The sequence below is a fragment of the Ruegeria sp. K11 genome (assembly GCF_056531905.1).
This window is the reverse complement of sequence record NZ_JBQFMP010000012.1, coordinates 79702-98038: the sequence shown is the minus strand read 5'-3', so window position 1 is coordinate 98038 and position 18337 is coordinate 79702. Positions and strand designations below refer to the sequence as shown.

16 protein-coding genes are annotated in these 18337 nt (G+C 55.8%); 12 read left to right on the top strand and 4 right to left on the bottom strand.

Annotated elements, in window-relative coordinates:
- From pcaH to pobA, 3 genes are read right to left on the bottom strand one after another with little or no spacing between them, the layout of a single operon-like run.
- Positions 1 to 726: a protocatechuate 3,4-dioxygenase subunit beta gene (pcaH, locus tag ACR0K4_RS18160; RefSeq protein WP_480855104.1), complete on the bottom strand. Its 726-nt coding sequence runs from the start codon at positions 724 to 726 to the stop codon at positions 1 to 3.
- Positions 723 to 1103, bottom strand: a complete 381-nt coding sequence (pcaC, locus tag ACR0K4_RS18155) for a 4-carboxymuconolactone decarboxylase (RefSeq protein WP_480855103.1) — start codon at positions 1101 to 1103, stop codon at positions 723 to 725. The genes pcaH and pcaC overlap by 4 nt, the downstream gene beginning before the upstream one ends.
- 23 nt (positions 1104 to 1126) lie before the next feature.
- Positions 1127 to 2296 (bottom strand): 4-hydroxybenzoate 3-monooxygenase, encoded by a 1170-nt coding sequence (gene pobA, locus ACR0K4_RS18150; protein WP_480855102.1) that lies wholly within the window; start codon positions 2294 to 2296, stop codon positions 1127 to 1129.
- A gap of 162 nt (positions 2297 to 2458) precedes the next feature.
- Here pobA and ACR0K4_RS18145 point away from each other — a divergent pair, with 162 nt between their 5' ends.
- From ACR0K4_RS18145 to aspT, 12 genes are all read left to right on the top strand, one after another.
- Complete coding sequence (locus ACR0K4_RS18145) at positions 2459 to 3487, top strand: TRAP transporter substrate-binding protein (RefSeq protein WP_480855101.1); 1029 nt, start codon at positions 2459 to 2461, stop codon at positions 3485 to 3487.
- An 86-nt stretch (positions 3488 to 3573) separates the two neighbouring features.
- Positions 3574 to 4134 carry a TRAP transporter small permease gene (locus tag ACR0K4_RS18140; protein ID WP_480855100.1) on the top strand — a complete coding sequence of 187 codons (561 nt, stop codon included), beginning with the start codon at positions 3574 to 3576 and terminating at the stop codon, positions 4132 to 4134.
- A complete protein-coding gene (locus tag ACR0K4_RS18135) occupies positions 4131 to 5627 on the top strand; it encodes a TRAP transporter large permease (protein ID WP_480855099.1) in 1497 nt (498 codons plus the stop codon). The genes ACR0K4_RS18140 and ACR0K4_RS18135 overlap by 4 nt, the downstream gene beginning before the upstream one ends.
- A 176-nt stretch (positions 5628 to 5803) precedes the next feature.
- Positions 5804 to 7342, top strand: a complete 1539-nt coding sequence (locus ACR0K4_RS18130; protein ID WP_480855098.1) for a benzoate-CoA ligase family protein — start codon at positions 5804 to 5806, stop codon at positions 7340 to 7342.
- A complete protein-coding gene (locus ACR0K4_RS18125; RefSeq protein WP_480855097.1) occupies positions 7339 to 8157 on the top strand; it encodes an alpha/beta fold hydrolase in 819 nt (272 codons plus the stop codon). Before ACR0K4_RS18130 ends, ACR0K4_RS18125 begins: the two co-directional genes overlap by 4 nt.
- Positions 8154 to 8594, top strand: a complete 441-nt coding sequence (locus ACR0K4_RS18120) for a DUF309 domain-containing protein (protein ID WP_480855095.1) — start codon at positions 8154 to 8156, stop codon at positions 8592 to 8594. Before ACR0K4_RS18125 ends, ACR0K4_RS18120 begins: the two co-directional genes overlap by 4 nt.
- 90 nt (positions 8595 to 8684) lie before the next feature.
- Positions 8685 to 10349: a 2,3-epoxybenzoyl-CoA dihydrolase gene (gene boxC, locus ACR0K4_RS18115; protein ID WP_480855094.1), complete on the top strand. Its 1665-nt coding sequence runs from the start codon at positions 8685 to 8687 to the stop codon at positions 10347 to 10349.
- Between the two features lie 33 nt (positions 10350 to 10382).
- Complete coding sequence (boxB, locus tag ACR0K4_RS18110) at positions 10383 to 11834, top strand: benzoyl-CoA 2,3-epoxidase subunit BoxB (RefSeq protein WP_480521852.1); 1452 nt, start codon at positions 10383 to 10385, stop codon at positions 11832 to 11834.
- A 221-nt stretch (positions 11835 to 12055) separates the two neighbouring features.
- Entirely contained in the window at positions 12056 to 13246 is a 1191-nt protein-coding gene (boxA, locus tag ACR0K4_RS18105; protein ID WP_480855093.1) for a benzoyl-CoA 2,3-epoxidase subunit BoxA, read from the top strand.
- A 1-nt stretch (position 13247) separates the two neighbouring features.
- The gene (locus ACR0K4_RS18100; RefSeq protein WP_480855092.1) at positions 13248 to 13694 is read left to right on the top strand and encodes an acyl-CoA thioesterase; all 447 of its coding nucleotides are present in this window, start codon (positions 13248 to 13250) and stop codon (positions 13692 to 13694) included.
- A 64-nt stretch (positions 13695 to 13758) separates the two neighbouring features.
- Positions 13759 to 14679: a helix-turn-helix transcriptional regulator gene (locus tag ACR0K4_RS18095; RefSeq protein ID WP_480521849.1), complete on the top strand. Its 921-nt coding sequence runs from the start codon at positions 13759 to 13761 to the stop codon at positions 14677 to 14679.
- Between the two features lie 220 nt (positions 14680 to 14899).
- Positions 14900 to 16600: an aspartate-alanine antiporter gene (gene aspT, locus ACR0K4_RS18090; RefSeq protein ID WP_480521848.1), complete on the top strand. Its 1701-nt coding sequence runs from the start codon at positions 14900 to 14902 to the stop codon at positions 16598 to 16600.
- 98 nt (positions 16601 to 16698) lie between these two features.
- Here the strand turns inward: aspT and ACR0K4_RS18085 are convergent, their stop codons facing one another.
- Positions 16699 to 18330, bottom strand: coding sequence for a bifunctional aspartate transaminase/aspartate 4-decarboxylase (locus tag ACR0K4_RS18085; protein ID WP_480855091.1), 1632 nt, complete (start codon positions 18328 to 18330; stop codon positions 16699 to 16701).
- Positions 18331 to 18337: the final 7 nt, after the last annotated feature.

Sequence of the window (18337 nt, the reverse complement as noted above, 5' to 3'; positions counted from 1 at the left end):
TCAGTTCCCCTCGGGTCGGTTTTCGAAATAGGTCGAACGGTGACCGCGCAGAACGATGTCGAACTTATATGCGATACTGTCGAACGGCACGGTTGCGTTCAAATCCAGCGCCGCGATCAGTTGGTCAATCGCGCGCGGATCGGGGATCGTATTTACGATCGGGCATTTGGCGATCAACGGGTCGCCTTCGAAATACAGTTGCGTAATAAGCCGCTGGGCAAAGCTGGCGCCAAACACTGACAGATGGATATGCGCGGGGCGCCAACTGTTGACCGAGTTCCGCCAAGGGTAGGCACCGGGTTTTACAGTCCTGAACCGGTAATTGCCATTCTCGTCGGTCAAAGTACGGCCACAACCACCAAAGTTTGGATCGATCGCGGCCAGATAGGTATCTTTCTTGTGCCGATACCGCCCACCTGCATTGGCCTGCCAAATCTCGACCAATGTGTTTGGGACTGGTTTGCCGTTTTCGTCCAGCACTCTGCCATGTAGCAAAATGCGCTCGCCAATCGGGTCTCCGGTGCTGGCATAGTTCCTGAGCAAATCGTTGTCCAAGGGCGCAATATCGGCGTGTCCGAAGGTCGGCCCCGACACCTCGCTGGCGGTTGTTTCCAGCGAGAGCAGTGGGTTTTGCGGCGCGCGCGACACGCTGGTCTTGTAATTCTGCGAAAAAGCCGGAGGGTGCCATTCGCGATCGCGCTGATACAAATCCTGTGGCCGGTTCATTCGATTTGCCCCTCCATCTCTGCAAATGTGTCCTTTGCCAGCTTGATCGCGCGGTTTGCGCAGGGAACTCCGGCATAGACGGCAGCGTGCATGAATGCCTGCATGACATCTTCTTTGGATGCACCGGTATTGGCGCAGGCCCGCACGTGCATCGGGATTTCTTCAAAGTTTCGCATTGCGGCCAGTAAGGCCAGAGTGATCAGAGACCGCTCTCGCAAGGTCAGGGTGTCGTCTTCCCACAACGTCCCCCACGCGGTCTCGGTGATCATGTCCTGAAACGGAGCGTCGAATTCAGATTTTGCGGCCTCGGCCCGATCCACATGCGCGTCCCCCAGCACACGGCGTCGAACGATCATGCCTTTTGTGTGACGATCCATTGCTTCTCCTTTGGCTACGCCGGTCAATAGGGTAGCCCCACATAGTTCTCTGCCATTGCCCTTTGCGCCGACGCGTTTGTGCGCAGAAAGTCGATTTCGGCGCGTTGCATTTTAAGATCGAATTCCGACTGATCAGGGAAACGGTGCAGCAGTGATGAAAACCACCAGCTGAAACGCTCGGCTTTCCAAATACGGGCCAGCGCCGTTTGGGAATAGTTGTCGATCCCCTGGTGAGAATTGTTCTGGTAATAGTCACGCAGCGCGCTCAGCAGATAATGCACGTCCGACGCGGCGGTATTGAGACCCTTGGCCCCGGTCGGAGGCACAATATGCGCTGCGTCCCCACACAGAAACAGCCGACCCCACCGCATCGGCTCGGTCACAAAGGACCGGAGCGGAGCAATTGACTTTTCGATTGAGGGGCCTGTTATCAGCTGGTCGGAAAACTCGGCCGGAATACGGCGCCGGAGTTCAGCCCAAAAGGCTGCATCGGTCCAGTCGTCCGGAGAGTCCGACAATGAGCATTGAATATAGTATCGGCTCAGGCTGTCATTGCGCATGGAGCACAGCGCGAAGCCCCGCTTGGAAGACGCGTAGATCAATTCTTCATGCACCGGAGGGGTCTCGGACAGGATGCCCAGCCAGCCAAAGGGATAAATCTTTTCATACTCGCGCCGAACTGACAGCGGAATCGTCTGGCGGCTGATGCCGTGAAACCCGTCGCACCCGGCAATGAAATCAGCGTCTATTCGCTTTTCCTGACCATTTACACTGGCCGTCACGTATGGCGCATTCGTGTCTGCGTCGTGAATTTCCACGTCTTCAGTGTTGAAAAGCATGGTGCCGCCTGCAGTTTCGCGCGCCGTGTAGAGATCCCGGGTCACTTCGGTCTGGCCATATACGACAACCGGCGTGCCGGTCAGTTCGCGAAAATCTATGCGAAAGCTGTCATCTTCGAACGCGATCAGCGTGCCATCATGTTCAAAGCCTTCTGTATGCAGACGGTCAGCAACGCCGGCCTGAGTCATCAGGTCGACAAATCCCTGTTCCAGAACACCCGCACGAATGCGACCCAAGACATAGTCTTTGGTCCTACGCTCAAGAACGACACTGTCGATTCCATGGACATGGAGAAGTTGCGACAGCAGCAGGCCGGACGGCCCCCCACCGATCACAACGACTTGTGTCCGCATCTGATCCCCTCCAACCTGTTGACAGCAAGATTGCATTGCCGATGCTGTTTAGCAACGTGTGGCGCGGTTCCGCGATCACCGATGACAGCGACAAAAATATTGCGATATTTTGCACATCATGCATTAAATCGCATCAAGACAAAAGACACAGAGGAGGAAAACATGAAAATTTCAAAGATATTTGCGGGGGCGCTGAGTGCGGTCGCACTTGGTTTTGGAACTGGCGCCGTGGCGGCCGAATACGAGTTCAACCTGCAGAGCTTCCTACCTGCCCAAGCCACCATTCCCGCCCAGATCATCGATGTGTGGGCTGACAAGATCGAAGCGGATTCCGATGGGCGCATCGAAATCACGCGATATCCTTCGATGCAGTTGGGGGGAAAGCCGCCTGAACTTCTGGATCAGGTGATCGACGGTGTCATCGACATTACCTGGAACGTGATCGGATATACGCCGGGCCGTTTCCCTTCGACCGAAGTTTTTGAACTGCCGTTTCTGGTAAACGATGCCAAACCTGCGTCAGCCGCGTTCTGGACACTGCTCGAAGAAGACATTGCAGATCGGGAGTTTTCGGACGTCAAGGTTCTGGGCGGCTGGGTGCACGGGCCGGGTATGATCCATGCCAACAAAGAGGTGCTGACGCCCGAGGATTTCAACGGCATGAAAATCCGCGGCGCGTCCCGGCAGGTGAATTCTCTGCTCAGCACGTTGGGCGCGACCCCGGTGGGCATGCCTGTTCCCGCTGTCCCCGAGGCGCTGTCGAAAGGTGTTATCGACGGCACGACGATACCCTGGGAAGTGACAAAAGCGCTTAAAGTGCCGGAACTGGTCGAAAACCACACCGAGTTCACCGGACCCATGATGTATACGGTGACTTTTGTTCTGGCGATGAACAAAGACAAGTATGATGCGTTGCCTGACGATCTGAAAGCCGTGGTCGACAAGCATTCTGGCCTCGAGTTCTCGACCTTTGCGGGCGAGGTTCAGCAAGCCAATGATGACCCTGCACGTGAAATCGCGCTGGACCGGGGCAACAACGTCGTCACTTTGGATGCCGAACAATCCGCTGTCTGGGCCGAAGCGGCGCAGCCCGTCTATGACGCCTGGTTGTCCGAGATGAGCGAAAAAGGCATCGACGGTCAGGCCTTGATCGACCGCGCCAAGGCGTTGATGGCTGAATACGGCAGCTAAACTTCGAACCGGCCTGCCGCGCAAGGTGTCTTGCCATTGCGCGGCAGGTGTATTCTTCTCGCATCGACAGCGGCGAAGGGGGCGGTATGCACCGGATTATCGAGCAATTGGCACGGGGCATGGCCCTGCTGGGTGGTTTTGTGCTGACGTTGCTGATCCTCATGATTTGCGTGTCTGTTCTGGGCCGGTCGCTGAACACGCTTCTGCACGGTTGGCTGGGCCAGCTTATGCCGGGCATCTCCGAGTGGATACTCGGGTTGGGTGTCGGTCCCATCAATGGTGATTTCGAGATTGTCGAGGCAGGCGTCGCCTTTTCGATCTTTGCTTTTTTGCCATTGTGCCAGCTGAATTCTGGTCACGCTGTGGTGGACATCTTCACCTCAAAACTGTCTCCGCGGATTCACCGGGTATTGCGCATGTTGATCGAGATCGTCTTTGCCGCCGTTCTTGTGCTGATCGCCGTGCAGCTGTGGGGCGGTATGATGGCCAAGCTGCGTTTTGGTGAGAACACCTTTATCCTGCAGTTCCCCGTTTGGTGGGGCTATGCAGCCAGTTTCTGTGCGGCGGTCGTCGCGGCCATAGTCGGCGTTTACATGGCGGGTGTCCGCACGCGCGAATGCCTTTCAGGAAAGGAAATACTACTGTGAGCGATCTCGCCATCGGGTTGCTGTCCTTTCCTGCACTTCTGCTTCTGATATTTGTACGGGTTCCGATCGGTCTGGCCATGTTTGTGACCGGGTTGACCGGCATTGTTCTGGTGACTGGCAATCTGAACATCCCTCTGGGCAGGCTGAAATCCGAAACTTATACGACCTTTTCTAGCTATTCCTTGTCGATTGTACCTATGTTTCTGCTGATGGGGCATTTCGCGACGCTTGGGGGTATGTCGACAGCCCTGTTCAAGGCGGCCGAAGGGTTTCTGGGGCACCGTCGCGGCGGGGTGGCCATGGCCGCGATCGGCGCATGTGCAGGCTTCGGTGCGATCTGCGGATCGTCACTGGCGACAGCAGCAACGATGGGCCGTGTCGCCTTGCCCGAATTGCGGCGCTATGGCTATGCGGGCGGGTTTTCGACGGCCACGCTTGCTGCGGGCGGGACGCTGGGCATTCTGATACCGCCATCTGTTGTGCTGGTGATCTATGCGATCCTGACGGAACAGAACATTGCCAAGCTTTTTCTTGCGGCGTTCATTCCAGGCATTCTGGCCGCCTTGGGATACGTCATTGCCGTGTCCATCTATGTGCGCCTCTATCCCGAAAGCGCGGGAACGCGCGAAGCCATTCCCTATCGCGAGCGGTTTCGGCTGTTGTTTGACGTCTGGCCGGTTTTGCTGGTGTTTGGCGGTGTCGTCGGCGGTATCTATGCGGGTTGGTTCACGCCGACCGAAGGCGCGGCCGTCGGAGCTGCCGGAACGGGCCTGATCGCACTGGCCAATGGCGGATTGACCCTGGCAACGCTGAAAGACAGCTTCACCACCACGGCCAAATCCACGGCGATGATTTTCTTCATCATATTGGGGGCCGGATTTTACAACGGTTTCCTGGCCCTGACCAACGTACCGCAGGAACTGGCAAACTTTGTCTTGAGTCAGGGGTTCAGCCCTTGGATGATTTTGGCTCTGGTTCTGGTTTTCTACCTGATCCTGGGCTGTGTGATGGACAGCCTCAGCATGATCCTGCTGACGATTCCGATCTTCTTCCCGGTCATCTCTGTCCTGGACTTTGGTCTGGTCGATCTGATCGCGATGCAACATGATGCCGCCCGGTCCGCACTGGCTGAAACCGCTGATATCGCGCCGGAAATCCGGACGCAGGTTGAGGCTCTAATCGCTTCGGGATCGGAAATCAGCAGGGATCTGCAAAAAGAAATCGACATACGTGTCACCCAGGGTATGGCAGATCGCATCGCCCATGAGCGGACGGCAATCTGGTTCGGGATTCTGGTGCTGATCGTGGTCGAGGTCGGTCTGATCACGCCTCCGGTCGGTATGAATCTGTTTGTGATCAATGCAATGGATAAGAGCACCCGGATGCTTGAGACCTACAAGGCCGTGATGTTCTTCGTTGGCTCGGACATCGTTCGTGTCATCATTCTGGTGCTGTTTCCGGCGATCACGTTGTTCCTGATCCCGTTCGGCTGATTTTGTTGATTTGTGCAAAAAATTGCACAACCAGAAAAACAATGTTGCAAAATTTAGCATGTATAATGCATTATAACGCATAAGCGGAATTCAATAGGGGGGCCGTTACCACGGCAATCCTGTAATCATTTGTGCACACCGGCAAGCAATTGACCTGCCAGCGGAGGGGAAGACTCGTGCCAGATAATCAAAATGCTGCCCTGTGGTTCGTTGAACGACATCTTGACGAGGGGCGCGGCGACAAGGTGGCCTATAAAGAGGCCGACGGTTTGCGCCGTGATCTGACCTATGGAGCGCTGTCGGACCAAAGCGCTCGCTTTGCCGGCGCCCTGGTCAAACACGGAGTTCGTCGTGAAGAACGCGTCGCGATGATCGTTCTGGATCAGGTTGAATTCCCGGTGATCTTCTGGGGCGCGATAAAGGCAGGAGCCATCCCGGTGCCGCTGAACACGTTGCTGTCCAGCTCGGTTTATGCGGCAACCCTGCAGGACAGCCGCGCCACGACACTGGTTGTTTCCGAGGTTCTTTGGGAAACGGTCGCTCCCGCAGTCGAAGGCAACACGTATCTGCAGTCTGTGATCGTGATTGGAGACGCGCCAGACGGAGCCGTCAGCTATGCCGATTATATGGACGGTGCGGACCCGCTGCAGGCGGTTGACGCAAAAAGCGATGAGACGGCCTTTTGGCTTTATTCATCGGGATCGACAGGTTTGCCGAAGGGCGTCCGCCATGTGCATTCCAGCCTTCGGGCGACGGCTGACACATTTGGCGCGCAGGTCATGGGCATACGCGAATCCGATACTGTTTTTTCAGTGGCAAAGTTATTCTTTGCCTATGGTCTTGGAAACGGGCTGACCTTCCCTCAGTCGGTCGGGGCGACAACGGTCTTGCTGGGCGGTCGCCCGCTGCCGGATGTGGCTTTTGATATTCTCGATACCCTCAAGCCAACAATTTTCTGTGCGGTGCCCACGTTCTTTGCCGCCATGAATGCGAGTTTGGATTCGGCAGGCGTAAAGCCACGTTCTAACCTGCGTCTTTGCACCTCGGCCGGAGAGGCCCTGCCGCGCGAAGTTGGAGAGACATGGGAAAGCCACATGGGGTCCATGATCGTGGATGGCGTGGGCTCGACCGAGATGCTGCACATCTTCCTGTCAAACCGCCCTGATGACATTTTGTACGGGACGTCGGGAATGGCTGTGCCGGGGTACGAAGTCCGGCTGGTAGATGACTCGGGCGCGGAAGTCGCCGACGGAGAGGTTGGAGAACTGCTGGTGAGGGGACCCTCGGCAGCCGAAAGCTACTGGAACCGCCGTGACAAATCCCGCGATACGTTTGAGGGACACTGGACGCGCACCGGAGACAAGTATGAACGCACCGCTGAAGGTCGGTATATCTACTGTGGGCGCACCGACGACATGTTCAAAGTATCCGGTATCTGGGTCAGCCCGTTTGAAGTCGAACAGGCGTTGATCGAGCATCCTGCGATTCTGGAAGCCGCGATTGTTGCTCATGCGGATGATCAGGGTCTTGATAAGCCAAAGGCATTTGTTGTTCTGAAAGAAGGTCAGAACGAAGACGCGATCTCGGACCTCAAAGAATTCGTCAAGCAGAAGATCGGCAAGTGGAAATACCCACGTTGGGTTGATGTCGTGGAAGATCTTCCCAAGACCGCAACCGGAAAAATTCAGCGTTTTAAACTGAGGGAAACCACATGACCTGGGTAGATGGCGGATCCGCGTGGATCGAAGTTGACGGCACTGGATTGGAATACGGTACTTGGGGACCTGCGCCCGAGGACGCGCCGACAATTGTGCTTTTGCATGAAGGCTTGGGATGTACGGCCTTGTGGCGCGACTTTCCCGCCAAATTGGTTGCAGCGACAGGTTTCGGCGTCATGGCCTATTCGCGGGCAGGCTATGGAAAATCCGACCCGGCCGACTTACCCCGCCCGCTGGATTATATGACGGTTGAGGCCCGGGATGTGCTGCCGCAGGTTCTGGACAAAGCAGGAATTCACAGATGTGTCCTGTTGGGGCATTCCGATGGCGCGACAATCGCCGCGATCTATGCTGGTTCGGTGTCGGACCCCCGTGTGCGCGGGCTGATCCTTATGGCGCCGCATTTCTTTGCTGAAGACAGCGGTCTGAAGTCCATCGCTGCCGCTCAAAATGCTTTTGTGAGTGGTGATTTGAGGAATCGGCTGTCTAAATACCACAATGACCCCGAGTCTGCGTTTTCGGGCTGGTGCGATGCCTGGTTGAACCCGGATTTCCGCAAGTGGAACGTTGCCGATGTCATTGACTACCTGCGTATCCCCTCACTTGCGATACAGGGTCGTCAGGACCAGTATGGCACTTTGGCCCAGATAGACGAGTTGGAATCCCGAAGCTACGCGCCGGTTGAGGTGACCGTTCTGGACGATTGTGGTCACGCACCTCAGGTTGATCAGCCAGACGCAACCCTGGCTGCAATTGCCGAGTTTACCATGCGACTTGAGCGGCTTGAACATGCTGTGCCGATTGAGGCATGACGCTGGATTGGCGGCCGTCCTATGCCTACGTCCCGGGCCAGACGCCTCGTCATGCCGAGGGATTGTTTGAGCGTTTCAAAACGGGTCTCGACGACGTTTCCCCGGATTGCCTGCACGAGACGCGCGCCTGGGCCTTTGGTTTGGCGCTTCTGAAAGACGGGTATTTTTGGGAGGCGCACGAGGTCCTGGAAGCCGTGTGGATGGCCTGCCCGCCGAACGCGCCGGAGCGGTTGATGGTTCAAGCGGTCATTCAACTGGCCAATGCAGAATTGAAGCACAAAATGGGCCGGGACAGGGCGGCAGAGCGGTTGCGGGATCAATCAGAAAAGCTGTTTCGGGAAGCTTATGAGAGAGGGGGGTCAACTGTGCTGGGAATTTGCTCGAAAGATGCAATAAAATGCATTACAGAGGGAGATACCGATCTTATTTGCCACTAAAGCAGGGAAATAGATGAATTATCATGCACAAATTCCTTTACTCGACACCAACCCCGCACTATTTTGCAAATCAGACAATAGGAGCGTCTTATGACCAAGGTCATCGACTTTCAGACTGACCCATCGAAATATCGCCACTGGCGGGTTGAATATGATGGCCCGATTGCGAACCTCATTATGGATGTCGATGAAAACGCCGGTTTGTTCGATGGCTATCAACTGAAGCTGAACTCCTACGATCTGGGTGTTGATATTGAGCTTGCGGATGCTGTCCAGCGGATGCGTTTCGAACACCCCGAGGTCAAGGTGGTGGTCATGCAGTCCGGCAAAGAACGGGTGTTCTGCGCAGGGGCCAATATCCGAATGCTGGGCGGTGCGGCCCACAGCCATAAGGTGAACTTCTGCAAGTTTACGAATGAGACGCGCAACACCTATGAGGCCGCCGAGAAGGACAGCGGTCAGAAATATATCGCCGCTGTCAAAGGGGCTTGTGCGGGCGGCGGCTATGAATTGGCACTGGCGTGCAATCATATCATGCTGACGGATGACAGCACGTCTTCCGTGGCGCTTCCCGAGGTGCCCTTGCTTGCAGTGTTGCCGGGCACAGGTGGTCTGACCCGAGTCACCGACAAACGCATGGTGCGCCGCGATCTGGCGGATGTGTTCTGTTCGACCGAAGAAGGGGTCAAGGGCAAGCGCGCGCTGGACTGGCGTCTGGTGGATGAGGTGGTGCCGAATTCGAAATTTGATGCGACGGTTCAGGAACGGGCGCAGGAGTTCGCGTCCGAAATATCCAAGGCCGAAAATGTCGAAGGAATCCAACTGGGACCCTTGGACAAATCGATCGCCGAAGACGGCTCGGTCACGTACAGTCTGGTCGAGATGGCCGTAGACCGAAGCGCCCGCAAGGCTATTGTGACACTCAACGGTCCAGACATGCCTGCGCCGGGTGATATGGACGAATTTACGGGGCAGGGCGATCAGGCCTATATGCTGCGTCTGGCGCGTGAACTGGACGATGCCATTTTGCATTTGCGACTGAATGAGATGGAGCTGGGGCTTGTCGTTTTCCGCACCCAAGGGGACCCAGAGGCGTTTCAGGCGCATGAAACCCTGTTGTTGACCAACAGGGGCAGCCATTGGCTCGCCAACGAAGTGTTGCAGTATTGGAAGCGGATTCTGAAGCGGATCGATGTGACCTCTCGATCGATGTCCGCGCTTGTCGAACATGGGTCGTGCTTTACCGGTGTCCTGGCCGAGTTGCTATGGGCCGTGGATCGGACCTACATGATGGAAGACGAGTTCGAAGGCGACAATCGTCCGATTGCCACGATCACATTGACCGATGCCAATTTCGGGACCTTTCCCATGGCCAACGATCTGACGCGATTGCAAACGCGCTTTTTAGGGAACCCCGCATCGACCACCCGGGCGCAAGCGCAAAAGGGCAATGCTCTTGAAGCAGAGCAGGCCGAAGAACTGGGTCTTGTCACGATGATCCTCGACGACATCGATTGGGAAGATGAAATTCGAATCTTTGAAGAAGAGCGCGCCTCGTTCAGCCCGGATGCAATGACCGGGATGGAGGCAAATCTGCGGTTTGCCGGGCCCGAGACGATGGAAACCCGGATATTCGGCCGCCTGACGGCGTGGCAGAACTGGATTTTCAACCGCCCGAACGCAGTTGGCGCCGATGGTGCGCTGCAACGCTATGGCACTGGTATGCGCGGCGAATACAACATGGAGCGCGTGTAACGCGTCCCCCCGATCTTTCAGCAGGAGTACGACATGGTCGACGTGATGAACGTGAGTTACGACACCCAGATCCCCAACAATGTTGGCCTTAGCCAGGATCGTAAGGTTTTGAAGGCGTTGGAGAAATGGCATCCCGGCTATATCGACTGGTGGAACAAGCTGATCCCGCGGGATTTTCAGGAATCCATGATCTACCTGCGCACCGCAGTGAGTGTGGACCCAAAAGGGTGGGCAAAATTCGACTATGTGAAAATGCCGGAATACCGCTGGGGCGTCCTGCTGGCCCCGCAGGTTGAAGACCGCACCATTCCGATGGGGGAACACAAAGGCGAAAAAGCGTGGCAAGAGGTGCCGGGCGAATATCGCAATATGCTCAAACGTCTGATCGTCATTCAGGGCGATACCGAGCCGGGCTCGGTAGAGCAACAACGTTTTCTGGGCCTGACGGCACCATCTCTATACGACATGCGCAACCTGTTTCAGGTAAATGTCGAAGAGGGCCGCCATCTTTGGGCTATGGTCTATCTGCTTCAGAAATACTTCGGTAAAGATGGGCGCGAAGAAGCGGATGACCTGCTGATCCGTTCCTCAGGATCGGAAGAAGCGCCGCGTATGCTGGGGGCGTTCAACGAAGAGACCCCGGATTGGCTGTCTTTCTTCATGTTCACCTATTTCACCGACCGCGACGGGAAGATGCAATTGGAAAGCCTCGCGCAGTCGGGCTTTGATCCGCTCAGCCGGACGTGCCGGTTCATGCTGACCGAAGAAGCGCATCACATGTTCGTCGGTGAAACCGGTGTCAGCCGGATCGTTCAGCGCACCTGCGAAGCCATGAATGACGCCGGTCTGACCGATCCTTATGATGTCGGCAAAGTGCGCGACCTAGGCGTCATTGATCTGCCTACAATTCAGAAAAAGCTGAATCTGCACTACACTCTGTCGCTGGATTTGTTCGGGCAGGAGGTATCGACCAACGCTGCCAACGCGTTCAACGCGGGCATCAAGGGGCGGTACATGGAAAGCCGGATCGATGATGACCATCAGTTGCAGCAAGACACGTATGTGGTGAAAAGCATCGTGGATGGCGCGATCGTCAGTCAGGACGTTCCGGCGCTGACCGCAATCAACATGCGTCTTCGGGACGATTACGTTCAGGATGCCTCGGGCGGGGTTGGACGCTGGAATAAGATCATTGAAAAAGCGGGCATTGATTTCCGGCTGAAGCTGCCGCACGAGGCGTTCCATCGCCAGATCGGTGTTTTTGCGGCAATCAAGGCAAACCCGGATGGCGACATCATCTCGGAAGCGGATTGGGCGGCCAATGTCGATAACTGGCTGCCGTCCAAGGAAGATGGCGCTTATATCCAATCCCTTATGGTACCCTGTTATGAACCGGGCAAATACGCGGGTTGGATTGCGCCTCCGAAAGTCGGCATCGACAACAAGCCGGGCCATTTTGAGTATGTGAAACTTCACATGGCCTGATATCGGGCCAGAAGGGCAATGTTCCATTCTGGCTGTGTCAACGCGAAGGAGATATGGATGTCAGAGGAAAAATCCACACTGTTCAGATTGGGGCCAGGGACCCTGCGGGGGAACTCGATTGATCTGTCTTGCTGCCTTGGGTGTTCGGATTGTGACGGGATGTGCAGCGCGATCTTCGAATGCGTGACCGTCCCCTCCATCGTCATCCGGCAACGCACGCGATGAATAAACCTGTCAAACAGCACCTGATCGATCCCGAGATTTGCATCCGGTGCTACACGTGCGAGATGACCTGCCCTCTTCAGGCTATTGAACATGATGACAACAACGTGGTGGTCAATGCTGATCTATGCAATTTTTGTATGGATTGCATTCCGGTATGCCCGACCGGTTCCATCGATGAATGGCGCGTAGTGAGCGAGCCCTACAGCCTAGAAGACCAGTATTCGTGGGAGGAGCTGCCCGAACAAGTCGAACTGGACGGTAGCGAGGCCGAAACAGGGATGGAAGCGCTGGATGAGGCCATGGCCGCCCTTCTGGCCGAGGCGCACAAAGGGGCAGGTGGCAAGTCCAGGGCTCCGGCAACGGCGTCAAAACCAACGGTAAACCTGTATAATCTGGGTAAGCCCGTGCAAGCTGTTGTTCAGGGCAATTATCGCTTGACGGCTGAGGGCTCGGACAGCGACGTTCGTCACATTATTCTGGATTTTCAGGGGCACCCGATGCCTGTTCTGGAAGGTCAATCCATCGGCATTCTGCCGCCCGGACAGAATGCCGAAGGTTCGCCGCATTTGCCGCGTCTTTATTCTGTCTCCAGCCCCCGCGATGGGGAACGCCCCGGGTTTAACAATGTGTCATTGACGGTGAAACGCGAAGATAAGGGCGTGTGTTCCAACTATATTTGCGACCTGAAAAAGGGTGACACGGTGAATGTGACCGGTCCCTTTGGCGCGACCTTCCTGTTGCCCGATGATCCGGATGCACGGATTCTGATGATTTGCACAGGTACCGGATCTGCGCCGATGCGCGCCTTCACTATGCGACGCCAACGCAAGGTGGGTATCGTTCATGGCGGTATGACAATGTTCTTTGGAGCCAGAACGCCCGACAGCTTGCCATATTTCGGACCGCTTCAGAAAGTTCCGTCCAGTTTGCTTGAGCAACATCTGGTGTTCAGCAGGCAAGACGGTCAGGACAAGGAATATGTTCAGGATCGGATGCTGAAAGAACGGGGGGCCGTTGCGGATATGTTGCGCGATGATAAATGCCACGTCTACATATGCGGGCTGCGCGACATGGAAACCGGAGTGGAAAACGCATTGACCGAAATCGCTGAAGACATGGGCCATAACTGGCCCGGTTTGCGGGACAAAATGCGCGAAGACGGGCGTTACCACGTTGAAACCTACTGATATGTCGGATCGGCCCGCGGCTGTATTCCGCCATGATATCCGGGTAACCTGGGGCGACTGTGATCCGGCGCGCATCGCCTATACAGGTCGTCTGCCATGGTTCACATTGGACGCCATAAACGCCTGGTGGGAGAAACATCTGGGACAGGGATGGTACCAATTGGAACTGGACCGGAATGTTGGAACGCCCTTCGTCCGGCTCGAGATGGACTTCAAAGCACCCGTTACGCCAAGGCACAGGCTGATTTGCCATGTCTGGCCCAGCCGGCTGGGCGAAACGTCCATCGAATTTCGCGTCGATGGCGTGCAGGACAATCAGCTTTGTTTTTTAGCCCGCACTGTCAGCGTTTTCACCACCGCAGACAGTTTCAGCAAACGCAATCCACCGCAGGACATTCGCGACCTGCTTGCCCCGTTTCTTCAACAGGTTGAGCAGATCGGGAGATAACTGATTTCCTTTTCGCGGTGGCGAACGTAATGTGCATTATTATACACATTCGGAACTGCAGAATATGGCGGAAATCACAACCTTCAGCGGCGTCTCGACCCGGATAGACTCGGACTCAGAGATCGAACGCAGCATTGCGGCTCTTATGGCGCAGGTTGGAGAACGTGTTCGCAGCGCGCGAGAGCGCAAGGGGATTTCCAGGCGGGTGCTTTCCGAGAATTCGGGTGTATCGCTCAGATACCTGGCGCAGCTTGAAGCAGGAACCGGAAATATCTCGATCGGTTTGCTGCAGCGTGTCGCTCATGCGCTGGACCACAAAATCGAGTGGTTTGTCGGGGCGGAAGATCCCTGGAACTCCACCAGTCTGCGCGTAGCCGAATTGTTTTCGGTGGCGGATAATGAAACGCGTGAGCAAGTTCTGCGAACGCTGTCCGCCGATACAGATCAGCCCGGCCGGGCCGAACGGATCTGCCTGATCGGGCTGCGCGGCGCTGGAAAATCGACATTGGGGAAACTGGCGGCAGAACAACTGGATGTTCCGTTCCTCGAGTTGAACAAGGAAATCGCGCTGCATGGAGGAATGCCAATAGACGAGATATTGGCGCTTTACGGACAGGAAGGATACCGCAAGCTTGAGGCCGGTTCTTTGGACCGCGTCATCGAAAACTATGATCGGATGATCCTTGCGGTGGCGGGTGGCATTGTGTCCGAGCCTGAGACTTTCAACAAGCTGCTGTCGAATTTCCACACCATCTGGCTCAAGGCCTCGCCGCAGGAACACATGGACCGGGTCCGTGCGCAAGGCGATGAACGCCCGATGGCGGGAAATGCGGATGCAATGGAGCAATTGACGTCCATTCTGGCCAGTCGCGAGGTCTTGTACGCGCGGGCAGGTCTGATGCTGGATACATCCGACCAATCGTTGGACACGTCCCTGAACGCGCTGGTGTCAACAATAAAGGTGCATCGCTTGCTCGAGGCTTGATCATGAGATTAGCATTGCGGTCTGGTCGATGCGATGGGTATCCGAACGGCGCGGCCGATATCATTCAAACATAGCAATGCATCACAGTTTGACAGAGCTCAAACTCGGTGCTTACCTGATCGTGCACGACAATGGCGATTTTGAAATTCAGGGTATTTCAGACAGTTGAGATGCAAGGGTTGGTCCTGTACCTGCCGTTTCGCATTCAGGGGAATTTGCGATGGAAGTGATAACTGAACAGCTCCGCACCTTTCCAATCATGGCGCTGTTTCTATGTCTTGGCCTGGGATACGGCGTGGGCAAATTCAGGGTCGGAAAGTTCGAGCTTGGAGGCATCGCCGGAACCCTTCTGGTCGCAGTGTGCGTGGGACAGATCGGTGGGATCAATTTAAGTACGGATGTCCAGAACGTTTTCTTTTCGTTGTTTATTTTTATGGTTGGTTACAATGGCGGTCCGCAATTCTTTGCGGCGCTGAACCGGACGGCCCTGACCAAGCTTCTGGCCGCGTTTCTGATGACGTTATGGGGTTTGTTCTTCGTCATAGTCGTGGCCCGGCTGGCGGGTCTGGACAAAGGACTGGCGGCTGGTCTGGCTGCCGGGGGCTTGACGCAATCGGCAATTATCGGCACCGCCGGGAACGCAATCGATCTTTTGGGGCTTGCCCAAGAAGAGGCCGAAAAGCTCAAGACCAATATCGCTGTGGGTTATTCGGTGACCTATATCTTTGGCTCGATCGGGCCCATTCTGGCGGTTAGCATTATCCCCATTATCCTGCGCTGTGATCTGCGTCAGGAGGCGATCAAGCTGGCCCAGAAACTAAGCGGTGGTGGGCCGAAACTTGAGGAAGGCGAATTCCTTCCCATGAACCGGTTCGAGGCGCGGGCGTATCAGGTGGGTGACGGTTCAGAGATTGCCGGATTGTCGGTGAAAGACATCGAAGGCCGGTATGATGGCGATTTGATTGTCGAGCGGCTGCTACATGACGGTGCGCCGGTTGAGCCTTTGCCGGATACGGTTGTAAGTACCAGTGATGTGGTGGTTGTATCTGGCCTGGTCGCCACTCTGACCCAGTTCGCCCGCACTGCAAGCGGTGAAATTGGCGAATACCCGCCCGAACTGACAATTGTTGAAGAACGGCGCAATGTGGTGATCACCAACCGCAAACTCGCCGGAAAAACACTGGCCGAACTGCACAAGAGCCTGACTGCGGATCAAAGGCGTGGCGTACACATCACCAAAATCACACGCATGGGGCACGATGTGCCGGTGCTGCACAATACCGAGATACATGCAGGCGACGAAATCAGCATTGTTGGCCACAAGGACGATCTGAACCGTGTCGCGAAACTGGCAGGATATGTGCCACCTTCCGCATCGGTTACCAATTTCATCGCGCTGGGGATCGGGGTTGCGGTCGGCTATCTGATTGGCGAGATCAGCTTTGTCATTGCGGGCACCAAAGTGTCGCTTGGCTCGGGGTTGGGGTGTCTGGTGACAGGTTTGATCATCGGATACCTGAGAATCCGTCGCCCCAAGATTGGCGGGATCAACCGGGGCGCAGCCAACTTTTTGCAAAGCTTTGGTCTGGCCGTGTTTGTGGGAGTTGTCGGTCTGAATGCTGGCCAACCTGCGCTGCAGGCTATTCAGGAATATGGAATTACCCTGTTGCTTTTGGGAATTCTCGTCACGCTGATGCCGATGATCGTGCAGTTTCCCATCAATTATTTTGTCCTGCGTATCAAGAACCCGGTGGAAGCCTGTGCGGTTGTCACAGGGTCCCGGTCCGGTAACCCGGGATTTGCGACACTGCTTGAAAAGGCGGGCAACGCCACCCCGACGCCTGCATTCACCATGACATATGCGGTCGCGAATATCTTCCTGACGCTTTGGGGGCCACTGGTGGTGGCCTTTGTGCCCTGATGCCGGCCAGATCGAATAACCTGCCGGGTCGCCAACTGATGTAACCACCCGGGATGTACGGTAAACGCAAGCATCCCGGCTTTTGCGCGATCGCCCATTTACCCGTGCAGTGGCAATCCTTTGGACGCGCGATATGCCTGCACATACCCGACCGCCACGGCCCGCACGGCCTTCCCGATCTGCCGGTATGCGCTGTCGTCCAGATTGGCAAAGGACACCCGTGCCGACCAGTTGGGCGCATCAAAGCCTGACCCGTTTAACAAAACAATGCCGTGGTCCTGCGCCAGCTTGAACGAGATATCCAGCGGGTGCACATTTTCCTTGATCCAGGCGACTACTTCTTCGCCCACGTATTTGCGCATCCAGAACTCGAAATCGATGATACCATAGTAGCGGTCGAACAGCGGATTGTCGGGCACATCGACGCCCAGCCCTTCAACCAGCTCGTCAAAGCGGTGTTTAAGGATGCCCCAGCAAAACGCCTGATACCCTTTGTCTTCGTCCATCAGCTCCACCAGTGAGAAAAGCGTCATCATCACCTGTTGGGGCAGGGACAAACCAGCTGTGTGGTTCAGGGCAACATCGCGGCTGTCGGCAACAATCCGGTCGATGAATTTAAAGGTCGAGGGGTCTGGGGTCAGCGTTTCATAGCGCGCATTCACGGTGGCTTTGATGTCGTCCGGGGCCTCGCTGATCATTTTGTCAAAGATGTTGTTCTCGGCCACCAGAATTGCGCCCAAACGCCAGCCTGTGCAGCCAAAATATTTGGAATACGAATACACTCCGATCGTGTTCTCGGGCAGATGCCCCATAACGGATTGAAAATTGGGAATAAACGTGCCGTAGACGTCGTCGGTAAGAATGATCAGATCGGGTCGGCGTGTTTTCACGAAGTCGACCAGCTTGGCCATGACCTCTGGGCTGATTGCAACCGAAGAGGGGTTGCCTGGATTGACCAGAAACAGGGCTTTGACCTTTGGATCGGCCAACTGTTCAAGGTCGTCATCGGTTAGCTGAAAATGTTCCTCTTCTGCCGAGGATACATCCACGACGTTCAGCCCGTAATCCTCAAGCACGGGCATTTCCAGATAGGGGGTGAAAATAGGTGTGCCCAGGGCGATGGTATCGCCTGCGTTCAGCAGCCGCTGGTTCTTGAGAGCCTTGAAGATATAGCACATCGCGGCAGTGCCGCCCTCGACCGCGTAAATGTCAAACTTGGCGTCAGGCCGATGCCCGGCGCACATTGCCCACATGACGTATTCATGAACAATGGCTTCATTGTGTTTCATGCACCGGTCGGGCATCGGATAGTGATCCCCGACGATGCCGTCGGTCAGCTCCAATACAAACGCGTCGGGGGTAAAGCCAAACTTGTCGATTGCAAAATCCACAGCTGCGGCCAGCGTATCCGCACCCGGCGGGCCTTCTTTGTCATCAGATCTGGCGCAATACGCCTTGAGCCGGTCGTAGCAACCGGGACCCATCGGCATACCGGCCAAACCGACATGAGGTTCATTGCGGTGCCGTTGTGCTTCGGTCATCGCAAACTGGCCCAGAAGGAAAAATGCCTCGCGCGCCTTGGTGGCGATCCAGTTGGGGTTTCCGCGCCCCGCATTGAGGTAAGGCCACGCCATCTGGCGCGCTTCGACCTGAGCCAGCTTGATGAGTTCATCCTTGATCTGGAACGGGCTTAGGTTCTCAAACTTGTGCAGGTCCAATGTGTCTGACATGGCTTCA